Raw genomic sequence first — 13,331 nt, 5'->3', positions numbered from 1 at the left:
AAACCTGCTTAATCGCAGGTTTTTTCTATTAAACTAAATAGGCTTTTAACTATTGCTTTGCGCAAACGCTTTACACACGTCTTTATCTTCACATTCGCCATATAGGTAAAGAGAGTGATTGGTCAGCTTAATACCGTTTTCTTCAGCTATTTCAAGTTGACGACGTTCAATTAAATCATCTTCAAACTCAACAACCTTGCCACATTTTAAACACACTAAGTGGTCATGGTGAGTGCTGCCAGAAAGTTCAAATACTGACTTACCGCCTTCAAAGTGGTGACGGCTCACAATTCCTGCATCATCAAATTGATTTAAAACACGGTAAACAGTCGCAAGACCAATTTCTTCGCCTAGATCTAATAAAACCTTGTAAACATCTTCAGCGCTTATGTGTTGGTTATCTGGAGATTGAAGAATCTCTAAAATTTTAATACGCGGTAAAGTTACCTTTAGCCCGGCTTTTTTAAGTTCCAAGTTATGATCAGTCATTAAATCTGTCTCAATTTTATTTAGTTATACTAGACATCTTGCAAGATGTACTCGTCACAATAACAGTTAGGATAACGTGCCTTAGCAGGAAGTGCAAAGAACAAGTGATCTATATCAATATTAACGCGGAAAATGCTAACTGTTTGATAATATTTTAAACAGTTAGCATTAAAAAGGGGGGATTAATCTGCTAACTCACTTAAGCACATTTCATCATATACCTGAGCACACCATTGCTTAACGCGCTGCTCAGTCAATTCTGGCTGACGGTCTTCATCAATACCTAAACCAACAAAATGCTTGTCATCAGCCATGGCTTTTGATGCTTCAAAATCATAACTGTCTGTAGGCCAATGGCCTACAACAATAGCGCCACGTTCTGTTACGATATCGTTAATCATGCCCATAGCATCTAAGAAGTATTCTGCATAGTCTTCTTGGTCGCCACAGCCAAAAATAGCCACTAATTTACCTTCAAAGCTTATTTCTTCAAGTTCAGGAAAAAAATCATCCCAATCACATTGCGCTTCACCATAATACCAAGTTGGAATACCGAATAAGATCAGATCAAACTCAGCAATCTCTTCTTTAGAGCTTTTTGCAATGTCATGCACAGCAACGAGCTTTTTACCCAATTCTTTTTGGATCATTTTTGCTACGTGTTCTGTGTTACCTGTGTCACTTCCGAAAAAAATGCCTACACTTGCCATGGATTTAAACCTTTTATCTATCAATAGCCAATCTTTCTTGTAAAATTGTTTCGATCAACGCACTGCGGCTAATATTTTGTGCATCTGCCATATCACTCAGTGCCTGATACAGCTGTGACGAAACTTTAAATTCAACACGCTTTAAACCACGTGCCTTATCTCTTTTTATTTGATTACGTTTATTAACCTTTAACTGCATATCCCGAGGAAGGGGATTAGTTTTAGGTCTACCTGGACGTTTCTCGTATTCAAATAAATCAAGCGTTGTTCTATCTGTTTCTGACTTGGCCATGCTTAACCTACACCCGCACCTTGCCAAAATACCTGAATAAGTCCTTTGGCAATAAAGCCAGAGCAACCTAAAAAGAGTACCAGCCACACAATATAACGACCAAATTTAGGCACATTGCCGCTTTTCAGTACGTCTTTAATTGCCAAGCCGATAAAAATAAAAATACCTGCTAAGCCAAAATACAACCCTAAGGTATCAAATTCGTTAATAAACTGACTGACCATCGACGTATAACCTTTAAATTAGACGGCGCGTACTATAGCACATAAATCTTTAATTATTTAGTGTGATAAATCAAAAACACGCCATAAAAATAACATTAAACTGCAGTTAAAAAATCATTGATTGCTTTGTTTACAGCCTGTGGTTTTTGGGCATGTAACCAATGACCCGCACCATGAATAATTTTTGCACTGACGTTTTTAAATAGCGCATTAATCGCTTCGCGATGCTCGGTTAAAATGTAGTCAGAATCATTACCTTTAATAAACAGAGTTTCGCACAAACAAGAATTATTTGCATTAATGTTTGCGATAATAGTTGAATATTTATCATCGAGCACAGGTAGATTAAACCGCCAAACAAAGTGCCCATCATCATTTTTATATAAGCTTTTTAATAAAAACTGACGTACACCTAACTCCTCTATATACGGTTGCATCACTAAATCAGCTTGCTTTCTATCACTAATATCTGCATTTTTTACTGCATTTAAAGCCTCAAGTATTTGAGTATGGCGCGCAGGGTAGCTCACAGGCGCAATATCAAGAACCACTAGTTTATCGACTAAATCAGTATGGCTCAGTGCTATTTGCATCGCCACTTTGCCGCCCATAGAGTGCCCAACCAGATGCGCTTTTTGTATGTTTAATGCCGTCATTAAATCAACAACATCATTAGCCATTGCAGTATAATCCATTTCATCGCTGTGGGGGGAAAGGCCATGATTACGTAAATCAACGTTGGTTACACAAAAATGCTCGCTTAATGGTTTTGCAATCACATTGAGGTTTTCTAAAGAGCCAAACAGTCCATGGATCAAAATAACATTTGGACCATGACCAATTTGTTTGTAATTTAATTGCATAGACGTCTCCTTCAATTTTGCGCATAGTTTGCCGAGCATTACCCTAAAAAGCAAAAAATACAGATATTATTTAAACGTTATGTACAAATATACCTAGCTCCCTGATTATTTGGTCGTTATTAATTATTTATATGTTAAGGCAGTGAGGGTTTAAAAGTGATTTATACTCGTCATAGTTTTTAAAACTGGAGCAACTATTATTTGTAATAATGTCTTGCCTAAATCGCTTTTAATTCCAACGACGCTCGCATCTTGAGGTGATTTGGGTATAATCATATCGAAAGAAAAATGTGACCCGTAATGACAGGAAGAACATGAAACAAATCGACATAGACGACGAGTTATATCAGTACATTGCAAGCAACACACAGAGTATTGGTGAGAGTGCATCCACTATTTTACGTCGTTTATTAAATCTTAACGGCGAAAAAATTAACACCAAACAAGACACTGATCATAAAAATGAAACCGTTAGTGTGTCTAATTCACCATTAGAACAACCAATAGCAGACGTTGAACAGCCAACCCAAGTGGCAAAACCGCCGGTAAATAAAAAAAATGCAAACGTATTTAATATTTTAAATAAAGAAGAATTGGCGATGCAAAAAGGCGTTGTAGGTCGTTTCTTATTTATTTTAAGTGCATTTTATCGAACCCATAAAACAGATTTCTCTGCGGTGCTAGATATTAAAGGTCGAGATCGTGTTTATTTTGCGACCAGTAAAGAAGACTTAGTGAATAGCGGTAGTAGTATGAACCCAAAAAATATCACTGACAGTGAATATTGGGTGATGACCAATTCTAATACCACGCGTAAAAAAATGATGCTGCATGAAGTTGCACTTAGTTTAGGCTATAGCAACGAGCAAGCTGAAAAAATTCGTGATTATCTTTAAGGAAAGACCATGGCAATTCATTCCGGCGCAGGTAAAACTGCACCACAATCGGCTTTAGTGAATGTACCAAAGTTAGTGTCTGCGTATTATTTAAATGAGCCTGACTTAGAGCAAAACCCCGAGCATTGTGTTGCATTTGGCACCTCAGGGCATCGAGGCTGTGCCTACGATGTAAAATTTAACGAATCACACATATTATCAATTACCCAAGCTATTTGTGATTACAGAAAACAGAACGATATATTTGGTCCGTTATTTTTAGGTAAAGATACCCACGCACTGAGCGAGGCGGCCTTTAACTCAGCAATTGAAGTGTTGGTTGCTAATGAAGTCCAAGTGATCACCCAAGAAAATGGTGACTTTACTCCAACGCCAGTTATTAGCCATGCTATTGTTAGCTATAATAAAAATCATCCAAATGAGCTTGCCGATGGCATTGTAGTGACTCCATCTCATAATCCACCAGAAGATGGCGGTTTTAAATATAACCCGCCCAATGGCGGTCCTGCAGATACAGACGTTACAAAATGGATTGAAGACAGAGCCAATCAATTATTATTAGAAGACTTAGTTGAAGTAGAACTGTTTCCTTTTGCTAAAGCTTCACGTTCTGGTTTTATTCGCTACGAAGACTTAATGACGCCTTATATTGATGATTTAAAAAACATTATTAATTTAAAAGCGATTAGCGATGCAGGCATCAAGATTGGTGTTGATCCATTAGGTGGCTCAGGCATTAACTTTTGGCCAGTGATTGCGCAAAAATATAATTTAGATTTAACGGTCGTTAATGACAGTGTTGATCCGCGTTTTGCATTTATGCCGCTTGATAAAGATGGCAAAATTCGTATGGATTGCTCATCACCTTATTCAATGGCTAATTTAATTGCCCTTAAAGATGATTTTGATTTATCGATTGGTAATGACCCTGATTATGACCGTCACGGCATAGTAACACCAGATGGGTTAATGAATCCTAATCACTTTTTAGCCGTAGCGATTGACTATTTACTAACGCATCGTGATTGGGATGCCAGCGTTGAAATCGGTAAAACCCTTGTTTCTAGTTCAATGATTGACAAAGTAACTGAGCGTAACAAGCGTAAAGTAAAAGAAGTACCCGTTGGCTTTAAATGGTTTGTTGAGGGTTTAAACAAAGGCAAATTGGCCTTTGGTGGTGAAGAAAGCGCTGGTGCGGCTTTTTTACGTTTTGATGGCACGGTTTGGTGTACAGATAAAGATGGCTTTATTATGGGGTTACTCGCCGCTGAAATTCTTGCAGTTACGGGTAAAACCCCGTCTGCGCTGTATAAAGAACTAGAGCAAGAGTTTGGTGCGCCACTTTATAAACGCCTAGATGCGCCAGCAACGCCTGAGCAAAAGTTGCGATTAAAAGCACTCAGTGCTGATGACGTAAAAGCAGATACCTTAGCGGGTGAGCCTATTTTACAAAAGCTAACTCATGCGCCAGGTAATAATGCAGCTATTGGTGGGCTAAAAGTGGTAACTGAAAGCGGCTGGTTTGCGGCGCGTCCGTCAGGTACAGAAGATATTTATAAAATTTACTTAGAATCATTTAAAGGCGAAGAGCACTTAACCTTATTAGAAAAAGAAGCTAAAAAACTGGTTGATTCAGTGATTAGCTAATATGCAATTACAACTAAAAACGGCTGATTTTATCAGCCGTTTTTGTATCTATAATTTACAAAAAAAAAGGGCTTTTATCGTTATGTCAGCCACTGCAGAATATATTAATCAATTAAAACAAGATGGTGATTTTTTAACGCTTTCGCGAAACCATGAATGGCATTTAGAGGCAGGTCAGTTTACGCTTAACAACCAGACTAAAGTAACCATTCACGATACCGGAGTGATTGAGTTTGAACCAGATTGTATAACGTCAAAAAATGTGGTGCTATCCAGTGCCATTCATGGCAATGAGACAGCCCCCATTGAAATTTGCGATGAACTCATTAAACACATTATTAGTGGGCAACTTAAATTACAACAGCGTGTTTTATTTATTTTTGGTAATCCTAAGTCAATTAATATTGGTAAACGATTTGTAGAAGAGAACTTAAACCGCTTGTTTAACGGCCACCACACTGTTGATGGTATAGCGATGAACGACGAACGCGTTCGCGCTGATAAACTTGAGCAATATGTTAGCGATTTTTATGCGCGTTCAGAGCAGGGTACGTATCGCTGTCATTATGATTTACATACCGCTATACGCGGTTCTAAAAACGAAAAATTTGCTGTTTACCCATTCTTACATGGCAAACCTTGGAAAAAGTCGCAACTGCAGTTCTTATTAAGCTGTGGTGTAAATACAGTATTGATGATGAAGTCGCCTGCTACCACGTTTAGCTACTATTCGTCGTTTGTGCATGGCGCTGACTCATTTACTGTAGAGCTTGGGCAAGTGAAACCCTTTGGTGAAAACGACATGTCACGCTTTGCAAAAACAAAACAAACTCTAACTGCATTAATTAGCCAAAAAGAAGTAAAATACCCAGAATTTAATGCAAGCGACTTTGAGCTGTTTTCTGTTCATCGTACTATTAACCGCACAGAGCAAAACTTTAGTTTTCCGTTTTCTGACGATGCCGAGAATTTTACAGGGTTTGCAAAGGGTGAGCTTTTAGCCACCGATGGCGATAATGCCATATATGCCGACGTAGAAGGGGAAGCAATTATTTTTCCTAACGCACAGGTTGCCATTGGGCAACGTGCATTACTCACGGTAGTCCCTATGCAAGTGGATAGCCGCTTTAGCTAAATCAACACATCAGACCACTTGTTATGAAAGTTTAACCAGCTGATTAATAAGTGGTTAATTATATGTATAGTTAACTTGCCAGTTTTTTGCTCATTATTTACTTTTGTTTGGTCACAGTTTTGTTGAATAACACTTTACGTTAACGTAAAGTGTTGGCAGCTTTAATTAAATACAGTGCAGATGTTGCAAAGTTTATTCAGCAACTATCACCCATAATAATAATCCAAAGGGGCGCTGTGATACCGACAACAAAAGAAGGTAGGTTATGAGTAATCCCAATAACGTATCGCTGAATATTAATCATGAGCTTGAGTTTATTGATGGCCACGCACTTAATATTCCAACCCTGAGTATTTTAACTGAGGACGGCGACATTCATCCTAGTGCTCCTGCACCTGATATTTCTAAACACACCGCTATTAAATTATACGAAACCATGCGTTTTATTCGTTTGCTTGATGAACGTATGCAGGGTGCTCAACGCCAAGGCCGCGTCAGTTTTTACATGCAATGTTTAGGGGAAGAAGCGGCGGTAACAGCCTCTGCTGCAGCCCTTGAACAAGATGACATGATCATGGCGCAATATCGTGAACAAGCAGCCTTGCACTACCGTGGATTTACCCTTGATCAATTTATGAACCAAATGTTTTCTAATGAATTAGATTTAGGTAAAGGCCGTCAAATGCCGATTCATTATGGTTCTAAAGCACTTAACTACATGACCATTTCATCACCTTTGGGAACACAAATTCCACAGGCTACGGGTTACGCATATGGTCAAAAAGTAAAACACATTGATGCTAAAACAGGTGAACTAGCAAGTACTATTGATAACGTTACTATTTGTTATTTTGGTGAAGGGGCTGCTTCAGAAGGTGACTTTCATGCAGGCTTAAATATGGCTGCAGTACATAAAGCACCGGTTATCTTTTTTGCACGTAATAATGGTTATGCTATTTCAACCCCAGCCGATGAGCAATTTAAAGGCGATGGGATTGCATCGCGTGGTGTGGGTTATGGTATTAAAACGATTCGTGTTGATGGCAGTGATGCGCTCGCCGTTTACGCGGCAACTAAAAAAGCTCGCGAAATTGCTGCGACACAAGGTGAACCGGTATTAATTGAATCGATAGCGTATCGTTTAGGTGCGCATTCAACATCAGATGATCCAAGCGGTTACCGTTCAAAAGATGAAGAAGCAAACTATAAAACATGCCCAATTGAGCGATTTAGAAAATGGTTAGTAAAACAAAATTGGTTAGATGACGCAGAAGATATCAAAGCGAAAGAAACAATTCGTGATGATATTTTAGCGGCACTCAAACGTGCTGAAGTAATTGATAAGCCGGCGTTAGAAGAGCTAATTTCAGATGTTTACGATACGCCAATTCCATCTCTACAACGTCAATATAATGAACTTAAAACGCACATAAAAGCACATCCAGACGCCTACCCAACAACAGCAGGGAGAATTAAGTAATGGCTAAAATGAACATGCTACATGCAATTAATTCTGCTTTAGATATCACCATGAATGAACATCCTCAAGCGTGTATTTTTGGTGAAGACGTGGGTTATTTTGGCGGTGTTTTTAGAGCAACATCAGGGTTACAAGAAAAGTACGGTAAGCATCGCGTATTCAATACCCCGCTCACAGAGCAAGGTATTTTAGGCTTTGCTAATGGTTTGGCAGCCTTTGGTGCACCTGCATTGGCAGAAATTCAATTTGCTGATTACATCTTTCCTGCGTTTGACCAAATAGTGAATGAATCTGCTAAGTTTCGTTATCGCAGTGGTAATGAGTTTAATGTGGGTAATCTAACGATTCGTACACCTTACGGTGGCGGTATTGCTGGTGGTTTGTATCACTCGCAATCGCCAGAAGCGTACTTTGCTCACACGCCAGGGTTAAAAATTGTCGTGCCGCGTAACCCGTACCAAGCTAAAGGCTTACTGCGTGCGTGTATTAAAGACGACAACCCAGTGCTATTTTTTGAGCCCAAACGTTTATACCGCGCTTCAACTGGTGAAGTACCTGAAGAAGATTACAGCATTGAACTTGGTAAAGCTGAAGTGGTTCAAGAGGGTACTGACGTTACTTTACTAGCGTGGGGTGCACAAATGGAAATTATAGAAGCAGCGGCAAAACAAGCCAGTGAACAGGGCATTAGCTGTGAAGTAATTGACCTTCGCAGTATTTTACCGTGGGATGTTGAAACGATTGCTAAATCAGTGACTAAAACAGGCCGACTTATTGTTAGTCATGAAGCACCTATTACCAACGGCTTTGGCGCAGAAATAGCCGCAACCATCGCTCAAGAGTGTTTTCTGCATTTAGAGTCGCCTATTTTACGTGTTTGTGGTCTAGATACGCCATACCCGCTGGCGCTCGAAAAAGAATATGTTCCAGATGCATTAAAAGTAATGGCCGCAATTAAACAATCAGTGAACTTTTAGGGGTTTCCATGGCTAAAGATTTTATATTACCCGACATTGGTGAAGGCATAGTTGAATGCGAAGTAGTCGAATGGCTGGTACAAGAGGGCGACACTGTAAAAGAAGATCAGCCTATTTGTGATGTGATGACAGATAAAGCCTTAGTGCAAATTCCAGCGGTACACGATGGGGTGATCACTAAGCTGCATTGTAAAAAAGGCGATATTGCTAAAGTACATGCGCCGTTATTTGCAATGGATGTGGCTGGAGAAGCACCCAGTGAAGAGGCTGAAACATCTTCTTCACCAACAAGTGCTCATGAACACTTAGAAGACTTTATTTTACCCGACATTGGTGAGGGTATTGTTGAGTGTGAAATTGTTGAATGGTTAGTGGCAGAGGGCGATGAAATAGAAGAAGATCAAGCCGTTTGTGATGTAATGACCGATAAAGCGCTAGTACAAATACCGGCTAAATACACAGGTACAGTGCAAAAGCTGTATTATCAAAAAGGTGAAATTGCAAAGGTGCATAGCCCACTATTTCAAATGACGATTGCAGGGCAAGCAGCAAAAGAAGATGTTGATGTTAACCAAGCTGTTGTAAAAGCACAAAGTAACGCAACGTCAGACTCACCCGCTAAGCAAACGCAAACTGCTATAGTTAACGAAAAAGCGGTTGCATCACCGGCGGTTAGGCGTAAAGCGCGTGAGCTTGACGTTGATTTAACCTGCGTACCAGGTAGTGGTAAAAATGGCCGTATTTATAAAGAAGATATTGAAGCGTTTATAAAAAATGAAGTGCCATCGGGTATGGATACCTCTGAGCTTAACAAGCCACAAACGACTCAGAGTAAAAGCACTCGTAGTACTGGACACGCAACTAGTTCGGGTGGAACGCGAACAGAAGCAATTAAAGGGATTAAAGCGGCCATGGCAAAACAAATGGTGGCGTCGGTTTCTACTATTCCACATTTTACCTACAGTGATGAAATTGACTTAACTGCTTTAATTGCACTTCGAACTGATCTTAAAGAGCAATATAAAGCACAGGGCGTTAAACTTACGATGATGCCGTTTTTTATTAAGGCGTTATCCTTGGCAATGACTGAATTCCCGGTACTTAACTCAAAAGTAAACGATGATTGCAGTGAAATTACCTACTACGACGATCACAATATTGGGGTTGCAGTGGATTCTAAAGTGGGCTTATTAGTACCAAATATTAAAGCCTGCCAAACTAAAAGTATTGTAGAGGTAGCTAATAATTTAACGCAATTAACTGACTCAGCTCGAGAAGGCCGCGTAGCACCAGATGATTTAAAAGGCGGTACTATTAGTATTTCCAATATTGGTGCGATTGGTGGCACTATAGCTACGCCAATTATTAATAAGCCAGAAGTGGCGATTGTTGCCTTAGGTAAATTACAGCACCTTCCGCGCTTTGACGAGCAAGGGCAAGTGGTATCGCGTGCAATTATGCAAGTAAGTTGGTCAGGGGATCACCGTGTAATTGATGGCGGCACTATCGCGCGCTTTAATAATTTATGGAAAGAATACCTAGAGCAGCCAGCTAAAATGGTGATGGCAATGCGCTAACTCTTCATATTCATTTATAAATTAAAAAACCAGCAACTAGCTGGTTTTTTAATAACTTAATAAATAAAAGCTAGACTGATTTAGCTCAGAAAATACAGGCCATAACCAACCATTAATGCCGGTATGGCGGTATAAATTGTAGCAATAATAGCCGCTTTGGGTGTCATTGCAATGGCTGGGAAAAGCGCATCGCCATCGTTGGAAATGGCGTTTGCTGCTAAAGCACTAAACGGTATCACACCTTGAATGTATAACGTGGTCACAATGATTTGCGGCCCACAACCGGGTAAAAAACCAATTAATACCGCAATTAAAGGTGCTAAATAGGCATAATTTACAAACCATGTTTTTAAATCAAGACCAAACACTGTCACCAATAGTTCAAATAATATAAAGGAAGCAACCACCCACGCGGTTACAAAATGCGTATCTTGCAGTACTTTTGTGAATTGTGAAGGTGGACTGCATATATCCTCTTCTGAGGTTACTTCTTTATAGCTTTCACCTTTTGAAGATAACGCCCACATAAATACGACAAACAACGCCATTAATGCGCCAAAATGAGTAACAGTGATTGTGGTGTACTGTCCAAATTGGCTCAAATCAATATTAAAAGCGAGTAAAAAGGCAATGAGTAACCCCGGAATAATAGCGATGTACCAAATAGGCTTACTGAGCGTAATTATTTTCGTCGGTAAAAGGGTAACTTGTGGTGTGTGCTTTTGATCAGTTGGGCATAAGTAGCCTGTTTTATGAAGTGTGTTGACGATTAAACCCGTTACTGAGCCAACCACAAACCCTATTGCCATGATGGTTAAACCCTCGGTAGGGCGAGTCGCTAATAATAAAAACGCGGCATCACCCATAGTGGCCGTTAATACGGCAACAATTGCGCCAAAGCTAGCTTGGCCTTTTGTAAATTGAGTCACCACAATAATCGCGCCACCACAGCCCGGTAACATACCTAAAAAAGCAGCAAAGCTGACCTCTAATACCGGTGACTTAGCATTTAGGTAACGAAGCTCTAGTTGGGGTAAATGATCAATCGCGTAGTAGTAAATAAATAAGGTCGCAGCAACAAACACACTGACTTGAAAAAAAGCATCACTGAGCGCAGTAATTGTTATGGCGCGTAAGCTGGGCAGGGCTAAACAGGCTAAAATTAACAGAGGTAAAATTAGGCGTTTATTTTGATGAAATACACGTTTTGCAGCTGGCGAAATAACTCCTAAATGGGATGTTAAAAACATACAGTACGACCTAACTAAAGAATGAGATCGCACTGTACTATTTTATTAAATGATAATCAATGTCATTTGCATGTTGGCGCAGTAGTTACTTTTTACGTTGAAACTCTGAGTTTTCATTCCACGTAGGCCACTGAGTTTGTTGTGAAATATCAAACCCTACTTTATAAAATAATTGTAAATCTTGAACCGCACCTGATAAATCCCACTCATCACGGTATCTATCACAAGGTTGGTGGTAACAACCACGCAGTACTAAGCTCATACGCTTACGGTAATTTGCAGTTTCATCGTCAAACGCTTGTGTACCGCCACCGGCATACATGGCAGGAACACCCATATTAGCAAAGGCAAAGTGATCTGAGCGGTAGTAACCACCTGAAGATGGTTTAGGGTCGCCCGATACCGTTCTGCCTTGCTCTTTGGCCGCAGTTGCTAATAGCTCATCCATTTGTGATTTACCAATACCCACCACACTAATATCTTTTACTTTACCTAATAGGTTTAAGCTGTCCATATTAATATTTGCAACGGTTTTATTAGCTGGAATAACTGGATTCGCAGCATAATATTTCGAGCCTAATAAACCTTGCTCTTCAGCGGTTACCGCTAAAAAGGTCATTGAACGGTCAGGGCGTTTACCTAGTTTGGTAAAGGCTTCGGCAACTTCTATCATACCGGCTGTACCTGTTGCGTTATCGTGTGCGCCGTTATAAATTTGATCGCCTTTACGGTTTTTATCCGTTCCTAAATGATCCCAATGCGCAGAGTAAATAATATGCTCATCAGGTGTTTTACTACCAGGAAGAGTGGCAATAAAGTTATAAGATACCGATTTTTTGATGGTGTTTTTTACATTCACAGTGGCTGTTAAATCGCCCATATCAACATGGTAAGCACCTTTGGCAGCGTTTGCTTTGGCGGTTTCAAAGTCAAGGCCTGCTTTAGAAAAAAGCTCTTTTGCTACATCAACAGTAACCCAACCTTCAACAGCAACACGGTCCATATTATTGTTTTCTTTTACGAAACCAAATTGCTCGCCACTCCATGAGTTCTCAACCACAGACCAAGGGTAAGACGCTGGAGCAGTTTCATGAATAATAATAGCGCCTGCAGCACCTTGACGGCTTGCTTCTTCGTATTTGTAAGTCCAACGGCCGTAATAGGTCATTGCATCGCCGGTGAATAAAGCTGGATCTTTAGTTGCAAAACCCGGATCGTTTACCAGCATAACAACGGTTTTACCTTTAACATCTAGGCCTTCGTAATCATTCCAGTTATATTCAGGTGCGTTAACACCGTAGCCCACAAATACAAGCTCCGAGTTTTCAATTCCTTCTTGCGCACTAATACGGCTGCTGCCCATAACCATGTCTTTTTTGTATTGGTAGTCTTTACCGCCAATATTAAGCACCATATCAGAGTCTGCTTCTAACGATACAAGCGGCACTTCTTGGAAAAAGCTGTCGCCATTACCCGGTTTAAAGCCTAAAGCAGTAAATTCTTTTGTTAAGTAATCAAGCGTAAGCTTTTCACCTTCAGATGAAGGAGCACGTCCACCAAATTCATCAGAAGCTAACACTTTTACATGCTTAGCAATTTCATCCGCTTGAATGCTGTTGTAGCCTTTAGCGACATCATCAGATGTAATACTTGTTGTTGCACAGCCGGCTAAAATTGCCGTTGTGATTAGGGTCAAAGAAAAATAACGTTTCATATTGGCTCTTTTTTTGTTCTAAGTGACGTTAGTATATGAACTTCTGTTAATTAGAACCAGTTTTTGCGGTAAACTGT

At 39.9% G+C, this 13,331-nt stretch carries 13 protein-coding genes; 6 read left to right on the top strand and 7 right to left on the bottom strand.

Annotation, left to right across the window (positions count from 1 at the left end; translation table 11 throughout):
- Window positions 1–45 precede the first annotated feature (45 nt).
- From fur to MTN96_RS04450, 5 genes are all read right to left on the bottom strand, one after another.
- On the bottom strand, window positions 46–489 hold the full coding sequence (fur, locus tag MTN96_RS04470; protein ID WP_036982608.1) for a ferric iron uptake transcriptional regulator: 444 nt from the start codon (window positions 487–489) through the stop codon (window positions 46–48).
- 182 nt (window positions 490–671) lie between these two features.
- Complete coding sequence (gene fldA, locus MTN96_RS04465) at window positions 672–1,199, bottom strand: flavodoxin FldA (protein ID WP_036982610.1); 528 nt, start codon at window positions 1,197–1,199, stop codon at window positions 672–674.
- A gap of 13 nt (window positions 1,200–1,212) precedes the next feature.
- Window positions 1,213–1,491 carry a LexA regulated protein gene (ybfE, locus tag MTN96_RS04460; protein ID WP_008113775.1) on the bottom strand — a complete coding sequence of 93 codons (279 nt, stop codon included), beginning with the start codon at window positions 1,489–1,491 and terminating at the stop codon, window positions 1,213–1,215.
- A gap of 2 nt (window positions 1,492–1,493) precedes the next feature.
- Complete coding sequence (locus MTN96_RS04455; RefSeq protein WP_008113777.1) at window positions 1,494–1,715, bottom strand: DUF2788 domain-containing protein; 222 nt, start codon at window positions 1,713–1,715, stop codon at window positions 1,494–1,496.
- Window positions 1,716–1,810: 95 nt separating this feature from the next.
- Window positions 1,811–2,578 carry an alpha/beta fold hydrolase gene (locus MTN96_RS04450; protein WP_214553193.1) on the bottom strand — a complete coding sequence of 256 codons (768 nt, stop codon included), beginning with the start codon at window positions 2,576–2,578 and terminating at the stop codon, window positions 1,811–1,813.
- A gap of 314 nt (window positions 2,579–2,892) precedes the next feature.
- Between MTN96_RS04450 and seqA the strand changes: the two genes are divergently transcribed.
- The 6 genes from seqA to MTN96_RS04420 all read left to right on the top strand — a co-directional run bounded on the left by seqA (window position 2,893) and on the right by MTN96_RS04420 (window position 10,290).
- On the top strand, window positions 2,893–3,474 hold the full coding sequence (gene seqA / locus MTN96_RS04445) for a replication initiation negative regulator SeqA (RefSeq protein ID WP_069439500.1): 582 nt from the start codon (window positions 2,893–2,895) through the stop codon (window positions 3,472–3,474).
- Between the two features lie 9 nt (window positions 3,475–3,483).
- The gene (pgm, locus tag MTN96_RS04440; RefSeq protein ID WP_214553195.1) at window positions 3,484–5,121 is read left to right on the top strand and encodes a phosphoglucomutase (alpha-D-glucose-1,6-bisphosphate-dependent); all 1,638 of its coding nucleotides are present in this window, start codon (window positions 3,484–3,486) and stop codon (window positions 5,119–5,121) included.
- An 82-nt stretch (window positions 5,122–5,203) separates the two neighbouring features.
- Entirely contained in the window at window positions 5,204–6,256 is a 1,053-nt protein-coding gene (astE, locus tag MTN96_RS04435) for a succinylglutamate desuccinylase (RefSeq protein ID WP_214553197.1), read from the top strand.
- A 265-nt stretch (window positions 6,257–6,521) separates the two neighbouring features.
- Entirely contained in the window at window positions 6,522–7,736 is a 1,215-nt protein-coding gene (locus tag MTN96_RS04430; RefSeq protein ID WP_248530822.1) for a thiamine pyrophosphate-dependent dehydrogenase E1 component subunit alpha, read from the top strand.
- Window positions 7,736–8,713, top strand: a complete 978-nt coding sequence (locus MTN96_RS04425; protein ID WP_013464999.1) for an alpha-ketoacid dehydrogenase subunit beta — start codon at window positions 7,736–7,738, stop codon at window positions 8,711–8,713. The genes MTN96_RS04430 and MTN96_RS04425 overlap by 1 nt, the downstream gene beginning before the upstream one ends.
- A gap of 8 nt (window positions 8,714–8,721) precedes the next feature.
- Entirely contained in the window at window positions 8,722–10,290 is a 1,569-nt protein-coding gene (locus MTN96_RS04420) for a dihydrolipoyllysine-residue acetyltransferase (protein WP_248530821.1), read from the top strand.
- A gap of 80 nt (window positions 10,291–10,370) precedes the next feature.
- Here MTN96_RS04420 and MTN96_RS04415 read toward each other — a convergent pair whose 3' ends face one another.
- Entirely contained in the window at window positions 10,371–11,540 is a 1,170-nt protein-coding gene (locus tag MTN96_RS04415; RefSeq protein WP_069439496.1) for a putative manganese transporter, read from the bottom strand.
- Between the two features lie 85 nt (window positions 11,541–11,625).
- A complete protein-coding gene (locus MTN96_RS04410; RefSeq protein WP_248530820.1) occupies window positions 11,626–13,254 on the bottom strand; it encodes a M28 family metallopeptidase in 1,629 nt (542 codons plus the stop codon).
- Between the last annotated feature and the right edge of the window lie 77 nt (window positions 13,255–13,331).

It is taken from the genome of Pseudoalteromonas sp. 2CM28B (genome assembly GCF_023161935.1).
The sequence above is the reverse complement of the archived record's forward strand: the minus strand, read 5'-3'. Positions and strand labels throughout refer to the sequence as shown.

Coding starts and splice junctions, on each gene's coding strand:
- MTN96_RS04450 (WP_214553193.1), bottom strand. CDS start 2,578: ATGCAATTAAATTACAAACAAATTGGTCATGGTCCAAATGTTATTTTG.
- astE (WP_214553197.1), top strand. CDS start 5,204: ATGTCAGCCACTGCAGAATATATTAATCAATTAAAACAAGATGGTGAT.
- MTN96_RS04415 (WP_069439496.1), bottom strand. CDS start 11,540: ATGTTTTTAACATCCCATTTAGGAGTTATTTCGCCAGCTGCAAAACGT.
- MTN96_RS04410 (WP_248530820.1), bottom strand. CDS start 13,254: ATGAAACGTTATTTTTCTTTGACCCTAATCACAACGGCAATTTTAGCC.
- fur (WP_036982608.1), bottom strand. CDS start 489: ATGACTGATCATAACTTGGAACTTAAAAAAGCCGGGCTAAAGGTAACT.
- fldA (WP_036982610.1), bottom strand. CDS start 1,199: ATGGCAAGTGTAGGCATTTTTTTCGGAAGTGACACAGGTAACACAGAA.
- MTN96_RS04420 (WP_248530821.1), top strand. CDS start 8,722: ATGGCTAAAGATTTTATATTACCCGACATTGGTGAAGGCATAGTTGAA.
- MTN96_RS04455 (WP_008113777.1), bottom strand. CDS start 1,715: ATGGTCAGTCAGTTTATTAACGAATTTGATACCTTAGGGTTGTATTTT.
- seqA (WP_069439500.1), top strand. CDS start 2,893: ATGAAACAAATCGACATAGACGACGAGTTATATCAGTACATTGCAAGC.
- MTN96_RS04425 (WP_013464999.1), top strand. CDS start 7,736: ATGGCTAAAATGAACATGCTACATGCAATTAATTCTGCTTTAGATATC.
- MTN96_RS04430 (WP_248530822.1), top strand. CDS start 6,522: ATGAGTAATCCCAATAACGTATCGCTGAATATTAATCATGAGCTTGAG.
- ybfE (WP_008113775.1), bottom strand. CDS start 1,491: ATGGCCAAGTCAGAAACAGATAGAACAACGCTTGATTTATTTGAATAC.
- pgm (WP_214553195.1), top strand. CDS start 3,484: ATGGCAATTCATTCCGGCGCAGGTAAAACTGCACCACAATCGGCTTTA.